Source organism: Skermanella sp. (assembly GCF_059503625.1).
Genome location: NZ_JCACHA010000883.1, coordinates 1 through 7,890 on the forward strand (window position 1 = coordinate 1; position 7,890 = coordinate 7,890).

Genomic DNA, 7,890 nt, shown 5'->3' on the forward strand with positions numbered 1-7,890 from the left:
TCGGCGGCGGCGACGGTGGCCGGCGCCGCCGTCGATGTCGTCACATACCCGATTTCGGATTAAGCGGGCTTGGCGATCAGGTGATCGGCCAGCCGGACCGCGAGTGCTACGATGTTCATCGTGACCATCGTAGCACCGGCAGTCGGGAACACCGAGCCGCCGGCAACATAAAGGTTGGCGACGCCGTGGACCCGGCAGTTCTCGTCGACCACGCCATGCCTGGGGTCGCCGTGCATCCGTGTCGTCCCCATGAAATGGGCCGACGAATCGATGCCTGCCGGCCATGGATCGGTTTCATTCTCGAAGTCCACCTGAAGCCGGCCGGCTCCCAGCCTCCCGAACTCCCTGGCGATCAGCTGCTGGGTACGCAGGATGGTGTGCTTGTCGATATCCTGAAGCTGCCAGTCCAAAACCATCTTCCGCTGCCCCAGCGCATCGCGGTCCCCGCCCAGCGCGACCCTGCTGTTGCGGTTGGGCGCCTGCTCGGCGAAGTAGCGCAGTTCAAGGACGCGGTGACTGCTGTTGCCGGTCGCCCGCGCATAAAGCGCCTTGGCGACCGAGTCGAGATCTCCGAAGACCTTTCCTAGTTCGGTCGGTAGATTGTCGGGCACCCGGCCCTGGATGACCTGCTTGACGATATGTCTCAGTGCCACGAAGCCGGGGGCATGTTCCCCCTCGTAGGTCTCGTCGAAGAAGACGACGCTGTTCAGCATCTCTTCGCGCTGCTGTGCCTCCCACGATGGCTGAAGCGCGTTGACGAAGGGAGCGCCTCCCGTCTCGAAGCGCGACGCCCAGCTGTCCAGCCCGTAGAACCGGGCCGTTCCCTTCGGCACCGACAGCAGGGCGCGGCCCGTCCGGATCGTCGTATGGGCCATGAAGTAGCGTCCGACCATGTCATGGTCGTTGCCGAGCCCGTTGGGACGCAGCCTGTCCGACAGCAGCAGCAGCCGGGCGTTCTCGATCCCGCTGGCGAGGATGAACTTCTTTGCCTTGAACCGGCGGCTCCTGCCGTCCAGGTCGCGTGTCAGCAGCGCTTCGACATGCGTCGCATCACCGTCGGTTTCGATTTCCACGACGTTTGCATGCAGATAGACCGTGCACTGGTTGCCGGGGCTGGCGAGCGCTGCGCGGTAGGTATCGCCGAACCGGGTCGGCGGACTCTTCAGAAAAATCTTTTCGCCTATCTGATCGCCGCTGACCGGAATGCGACTGGCATGGAACTGATCGGATACCTCCGCCCAGTAGCCGGGCTCGTAGTTGTCCGACGGCAACTCGCAATACCGGTGCGCCCGCGGATAGAAATCCGCCAGCTCCTCCTTGCCGAACGGCCAGCCGCTGTCCGGTACCCAGGAACGTTCCTGGAAGTCGTGCGCATCCAGCGGCGCGCAGTTGCCGCCCCAATGGCCGGTCGTGCCGCCGAAATAGCGCAGACGGGTCCATGTCAGGTCGACCTTGTGCTCGCTGACGCAGTCTCCGCTGTTCAGCGACTGGATATCGTCCTCGAAATCGAGCCCACCGCTTTCCAGCAAAGCAACGCGGAAACCATGCCCGAGAAGCTCCATCGCAAGAGTGATTCCGGCAGCACCGGCGCCGACAATGCAGATATCTGCCTCGACCACCGCCCCGTCGGGCAGGTTGCGCGCGTCTGTGATCATTTAGGGACTTAACCAGATACCGTTTTGCGGGAATGCCCAGTCGGGTGCATGAGATCAGATAAGTCGTTGAGCCGCCTGTATGTCCACCCCTCTTTCGGGGGTGTGGCAAACACGCGACGCTATCTGTCAAGAAATTGGCGTACCCCTGCGGCCGTCCGCTCCAGCATGCTGTCGCGCAGACCCATTTCGTTCAAATGCTCGAGGGTGTTGAACAGATAGTCGGAGCAGCGGCCGAAACGTCCTTCGGCAGTGGCGATCGCCTGGATCATCCGGTCTTCGTCCCAGTCTCCGACATAGCGCGAATAGTTCCGGTTGATCGTCATCGCGATGGCGGGCACCGTCCCGCTCTCGGTCCTGGTTTTCAGCCAGCGCGGAATATAGGCGCCGGTCAGCATCTCGCGCCGCCACAGCAGCGTCAGCTCATGGCTGGCCTGTTCGGCGGGGATGCGGAAGATGACGCCGGCGCACTGCCCGCCCCGGTCGAGGCCCAGGAACAGGCCTGGACATTCAAGCGTGCCCCGCCCCATGTCGGCGCGCAGGCAGAACCTCCGGTGATACCCCCGGATATGGGCGACGCGGCGTTCCGCAAAGGCGAAGGTCGGGTTCCAGATCAGGCTGCCATAGGCGAAAACCCAAACGTCGTCCCCTTCCGGATGCTTGCGCATCGTCTGGGCCAGCGAGTGGTCGAGTTGTTCGTCGCTCCACACCTTCATCCAGGGATACGCCTCCAGCATCATCCGGCGGCGGTCGTGGTCGAGCAGTTCTTCACGGGTCAGGGGGGTATGTCTGTCGCAGTCCTGGTACGGCATGAACCTTGGTCTGTGTTCGCTGGCGGTAATAACCGCATATGAGGATTGCGGGTGGCCATGAACACCTGCCATGGCCTGACCGCCCCCATAAGATCGCGTTTTTCGCGCCTGCGGTACAGCGTCTATCGGTGGACGGCGCGAATCGGGTGGAACGGCATGCCCGCCTGCGTCATGGCCGCGTCGATCACCTCGTCCGATTTCTGATCGAACAGCTGAAGCAGCAGGTCGTCCACCAGCCGATCCTCGATGGCGCCGCATTCCTCGAAAACACGCGCCAGCGCCATGACCTGGTAGTCGTGGCGTCCGTCCCCGGTGCCGCCGGCGCCGCCGTCGTAACCGGTTTCCTTGACGACATCGATCGCGACCCGGAACGGCGGCAGCAGGGCGATCGGGAAACGCGCCTTCTCGAAGATCGCCCGAAGCCCGAGCGGACCGTCGTCCCAGATCAGCAGGCGGGCATTCTCCGTCGCGACCTTCGCCCGGACCGCCAGCCCCGTCGTGAACAGTTCGACATCGCCGGCGCAGAGTGCCCGCAGCATCAGCGAGGGTGTCAGGCGCGCGTCACGGTCGAGATGCCGGACCACCGCTTCCAGCTCGTCCAGATTGCCGGCGAGCGGCTTGAGCAGAAGCATGGTGGCGGCTTCCCGCCCGCGCTTCAGCAGTTCCGCGACCAGGACGGGCGACAGGTGGTGCCGTTCGACCAGATTGCTGCGGATGTCTTCCGAGACATAGGCGACAAGCTTCTCGACCACCGGCAACGAGAGGCTCTCGCGCTCGGCCATCGGCTTGTTGACCACGCTCAGGTGACCGTAGCGGTCGAGCGCCTTGTGCAGGGTCGGGTCGGCGATCCGAGCGCCGCCATTGCCCAGCAGGCAGGCGATCACCTTGATGTTGGCCGTTTCGACGATGGCGTCGGCAAGCCGGGGCGAGACGTTCCAGCGGCTGGCGATCGCCATATGCTTCTCGGCGTCGCGCTCCGCGATCACCTGCAACAGGAACTCGTCGCTCAGCCGCTTCGTGTTGCGCAGCACCGGGAACGCGACCCTGCCGATATCCCGCGCCAGCTTGGTCGCCAAGGCGTCGGTCAGCAGCGCGCTGTTGTGGAGCTGCCACGCGACGGCCTCCCTTACGGCCGCCTCGGCGTCGGCGGCGAAGCGATGGAGGATGTCGGTGGCGATCTCCCTTTCCGGCCCAGCCAGCGTGTCGCCTTCCAGGCTGGAAACCAGCTTCGTCAGAGTCTCGATCCGCGCGTCGGCCGAGTGGTCCGACAGCAGACGATGAACGTCGGAATGGCTCAACGCGCTGGAGGTGGCGGTGGCGGTCATCTCATTTCATCCCTAGCCAGACGCTCGGTCGGCCGGCAGTCGTTCGGCCGGTAGCCTGTCGACCCGCGGTCAGTCGAATTCCCGGCCGTCGTAGCGGATGATGTCGCTCCAGGCCCGCTCGAGCTTGCGCAAGGTGCGGTAGGTGACATCGAAATCGCCGCCGTCGTCATCGGTGCGGATCAGCGCATCCGCCTGGGTCGCTTCCAGCCGCCGCAACTCGCCGCACAGGCTCATGCCCTTCTCCGACAGGCGAAGCCGTGCGGAGCGGCGGTCCCGCAGGGACGGTGCGCGATCGACGTAGCCGGTCTCCACCAACTGCTTCAGGTTGTACGAAGCGTTGGAGCCGAGATAGTAGCCGCGTTCCATCAGGTCGCGCACCGACAACTCCTCGGTGCCTATGTTCATCAGCATCAGCACCTGGACGGGGCTGATGTCGTCGATCCCGACACGCCCCAACTCTACCCGGACCACATCGAGGAAACGGCGGTGCATCCGTTCCACGATGCGGGCGATGTCGTGATAGATCGCCGTGCCGGAGGCGCGGCCCGGCCTGGAATCGTCACCATGGTCGGCAATATCTGGTTCCATTCGGGAAAGGCCGGTCATACCGCCCTCCCCCGTGCCGCGCAGTGGATAATCGATGCGGTCTGGGATCGATGGGACGTCATGGGTTACCTTTCCCGGCTGAGCCGGCTGTCCGCCGTGCTTCAAGGCAAGTCCGTTGTTGGGCACGATGTATTCCTCGTCGAGGCAATAAAGCTTCACTCGCAGTCTAATGCCGCCGGAAGTTCCCGGCGACTTCCAGCCGGCGGCAAATCGAGCGGGACGATATCGCGGTATTGGATACATTTTTTAATGCGACGCTCCCGCTCACTCTTTTCCCATCCCCGACAAAGTTAACCGCTCATACTTTCGATACTTACCATTGCTGAGAGTTGTAAAAGAACGGTAAATGCCCGCATACCTACCGTTCTAGGAAGCGCCGACCAGTTCACGCGTCATATGACTGGCATAACCTTCGGGATTGCGGCAACGCCAGTCCCAGGCATGGCGGATGATCGTCTCCAGGTCGGGGAAACGCGGTTCCCACCCCAGGTCCTTGCGTACTCGCTCGCTCGATGCGATCAGAACCGGCGGATCTCCTGGGCGGCGGGGTCCCGTCTTGACCGCGATGTCCCGTCCGGTGACCCTTGCCGCCGTCTCGATGACCTCCCGCACGGTGTAGCCCCGCCCATTGCCAAGGTTGTAGCGGCAGCTCTTGTGATCCAGCATGGCGAGCACCCTGACATGAGCGTCCGCCAGATCGGAAACATGGATGTAGTCGCGGATGCAGGTTCCGTCGTGGGTCGGATAATCCTCCCCGAAGATCTCGATATGCGAGCGTTTCCCCGCCGCGACATCGAGAACCAGCGGGATCAGATGCGTTTCCGGATCGTGGTCCTCCCCCAGATGGCCGTCGGGATGGGCGCCGGCTGCGTTGAAATACCGCAGGCAGGCGGAGCGCATGCCGTGAACCTTGTCCGCCCAGTGCAGGATCCGCTCGATCATGAACTTGGACTCGCCGTACGGGCTGCCGGGATCGATCTCGGTGTTCTCGTCGATCGGCATCCGGTCAGGCATGCCGAACAGGTTGGCCGTTGACGAAAGGACGAACTTGGCCACGCCGTTGTCGGTCGCCGCCTGCACCAGGTTCAGCGCATTGACGACGTTGTCGTAGAGGTAGAGGTGCGGATTGCGCATCGACTCGCCGACCAGAGAGTTGGATGCGAAGTGCAGGATGGCGTCGAACCGGAAGGCGCTGAACAGGCGGGCGAGCGCCGCATGACTGGCAAGGTCGCCTTCCACGAACTCCGCCTCGGCCGGCACGGCGGCGCGATGCCCCTGCTGGAGATTGTCGAACACGACCACATTGTACTGGCGTGCGATCAACTCGGCGACGCAGTGGCTGCCGACGAAGCCGGCGCCGCCGGTGACCAGGACTGTTTTTTGATGAGGCATGTAAAGCTCCTGATAGACACGCCCGGAAAAATCCAGAAACACCCAACGGGAGGTGGCCGCGGCTCCGCGGTGGTTTCGGCGTGTCATGATGCGGGAAACTCTGGAGCCGGTTGGTTCCGGTCTCCGTTGAGCATCAGAATTACAGATCGATTATTACTCATCAGTTAATTGGCTTAAATACGATAACCGGGTATAGAGCGATTTATTGCATGAAAACCGGGTTTGACTTGCTTTCAAACTGCACAAGAACTGTTTCGAAAACCGTGGCATTTCCAAGCGGTTCAAGGAGGCCGTTTCCGACACTTGCCGACAGCGATGTCACAGGTTTGTCGCTTTTTATGAAAGCATTATGCTGTGAAATTCGAACAATTACCTCAATCGATTTTCCCGATACCCTAATCCAATTTTGCAAGTGCACACGGATTAACCGCCGTTTAACGAATAGCCTCAATATTTAGGGACAATCACGGCACGTTCCGGAGCTTGTTCCCTATCATGACCGACCACGCACTCTTCCGCAGCACGCTGCGGCATCTCAGCAGGGGCATGGTTTTTACCGCAGTGCTGAGCTGTTTCGTGAACTTGCTCATGTTGATCGTGCCGCTCTACACGATGCAGGTCTACGACCGCGTCATGACCAGCCGCAGCACCGATACGCTGATCATGCTGGCCATCGTCGCGGTCGGCGGACTGATGCTCTATGCCGTGCTCGACTTCATCCGGACGCGCGTCTTCCTCATCATGGGCGACGTCATCGGCCGCCGGCTCAACGTTCCGACCCTCGAAGCCGCCGTCATCGACACCCTGCACGGCACCTCGAAGAATTCGACGCAGGCCATCCGCGACCTGAACGACCTCCGGTCGTTCGTCACTGGCAGCGCCATCACGGTGCCGCTGGAACTGATGTGGGTGCCCCTGTTCCTGATCGTGCTGTTCCTGCTGCACACGGTCTACGGCTGGCTGGCGCTGGGCGCCGCCGCCTTCCTGTTCCTGATGAGCGTTCTGACCGACGTGCTGACGCGCCGCCCGCTGGCCCAGGCCAACGAAGCCGCCGCCCGCTCCTTCAGCGACATCGCCTCCACCGTCCGCAATGCGGAAGTGATCGAGGCGATGGGCATGCTGCCGGCGGTCGCCAAGCGCTGGCAACGCAGCCAGTACCACATGATCGACCTGCTCAACCGGGGAAACAATGCCGCCAAGGCGCTGAGCGCCGCATCGCGTGCGCTCCGGCTGATCCTCCAGATCGCCATGATCTCGACGGCGGCCGTGCTGGTGATCGACCGCGAAGCCTCCCCCGGCAGCGCGATGGCGGCCGGCATCCTGATGGGCCGCATGCTCCAGCCTTTCGAGCAGCTGATCGACGGCTGGCGGCAATGGGTGTTCGCCCTGTCGGCTTTCCGGCGCGTCCGCGACCTCCTCAACACGGCGCAAAGCCGCCGCCAGAGCATGCCCCTGCCCCGGCCCGACGGCCGGCTGACGATCGACCGCCTCGTCTATCTGCCGCCCGGCGTCGACCGTCCCGTCCTCAAGGGCATCTCCTTTTCGCTGGAACCCGGTGAGACCCTCGGCATCATCGGCCCCTCCGCCGCCGGAAAATCGACGCTGGCCCGCCTGCTGGTCGGCATCTGGGAACCGACCGCCGGCGGCATCTATCTCGACGGCCACAGCACCTTCCTGTGGGAGCGCGAGAGCTTCGGCGTCAATGTCGGCTACCTGCCGCAGAACGTCTCCCTGCTCGACGGCACGATCCGGGAAAACATCTCCCGCATGAAGGACGCCAGCCCCGCCGATGTCGTCCATGCCGCCAAGATGGCCGATGTCCACGAGATGATCGGACGCCTGCCGTTCGGCTACGACACCCATGTCGGGGATACCGCCTACAGCCTCAGCGGCGGCCAGCGCCAGCGCATCGGCCTTGCCAGGGCGTTGTTCGGCAATCCGCGCCTTCTGGTGCTGGACGAGCCCAACTCCAACCTGGACAACACGGGCGAACAGGCGCTGCTGACCGCCATCGGCAAGGCCAAGGCCGCCGGGACGACCGTCGTCCTGATCGCCCATCGGCCGTCGGTGGTGGCGGCGGTGGACAAGCTGCTGGTGCTGAAG

At 63.2% G+C, this 7,890-nt stretch carries 6 protein-coding genes; 1 reads left to right on the plus strand and 5 read right to left on the minus strand.

The features are described 5' to 3' along the window. Window positions 1-59 precede the first annotated feature (59 nt). From AC5JJ6_RS32150 to galE, 5 genes are all read right to left on the minus strand, one after another. On the minus strand, window positions 60-1,655 hold the full coding sequence (locus tag AC5JJ6_RS32150; protein WP_496045952.1) for a GMC oxidoreductase: 1,596 nt from the start codon (window positions 1,653-1,655) through the stop codon (window positions 60-62). Between the two features lie 119 nt (window positions 1,656-1,774). After that, window positions 1,775-2,464: a gamma-glutamylcyclotransferase gene (locus AC5JJ6_RS32155; protein ID WP_496045953.1), complete on the minus strand. Its 690-nt coding sequence runs from the start codon at window positions 2,462-2,464 to the stop codon at window positions 1,775-1,777. Window positions 2,465-2,586: 122 nt separating this feature from the next. Beyond that, the gene (locus AC5JJ6_RS32160; RefSeq protein ID WP_496045954.1) at window positions 2,587-3,789 is read right to left on the minus strand and encodes a DUF2336 domain-containing protein; all 1,203 of its coding nucleotides are present in this window, start codon (window positions 3,787-3,789) and stop codon (window positions 2,587-2,589) included. A gap of 69 nt (window positions 3,790-3,858) precedes the next feature. Continuing rightward, window positions 3,859-4,554 (minus strand): MarR family transcriptional regulator, encoded by a 696-nt coding sequence (locus AC5JJ6_RS32165; protein WP_496045955.1) that lies wholly within the window; start codon window positions 4,552-4,554, stop codon window positions 3,859-3,861. A gap of 207 nt (window positions 4,555-4,761) precedes the next feature. Next, the gene (galE, locus tag AC5JJ6_RS32170; protein ID WP_496045956.1) at window positions 4,762-5,787 is read right to left on the minus strand and encodes a UDP-glucose 4-epimerase GalE; all 1,026 of its coding nucleotides are present in this window, start codon (window positions 5,785-5,787) and stop codon (window positions 4,762-4,764) included. Between the two features lie 546 nt (window positions 5,788-6,333). Between galE and AC5JJ6_RS32175 the strand changes: the two genes are divergently transcribed. After that, a partial coding sequence (locus tag AC5JJ6_RS32175) for a type I secretion system permease/ATPase (RefSeq protein ID WP_496045957.1) occupies window positions 6,334-7,890 on the plus strand: 1,557 nt, incomplete at its 3' end.

Bases quoted from the DNA above. Each gene is read 5' to 3' on its own strand.
- AC5JJ6_RS32150 (WP_496045952.1), bottom strand. From the start codon at position 1,655: ATGATCACAGACGCGCGCAACCTGCCCGACGGGGCGGTGGTCGAGGCA.
- AC5JJ6_RS32155 (WP_496045953.1), bottom strand. From the start codon at position 2,464: ATGCCGTACCAGGACTGCGACAGACATACCCCCCTGACCCGTGAAGAA.
- AC5JJ6_RS32160 (WP_496045954.1), bottom strand. From the start codon at position 3,789: ATGACCGCCACCGCCACCTCCAGCGCGTTGAGCCATTCCGACGTTCAT.
- galE (WP_496045956.1), bottom strand. From the start codon at position 5,787: ATGCCTCATCAAAAAACAGTCCTGGTCACCGGCGGCGCCGGCTTCGTC.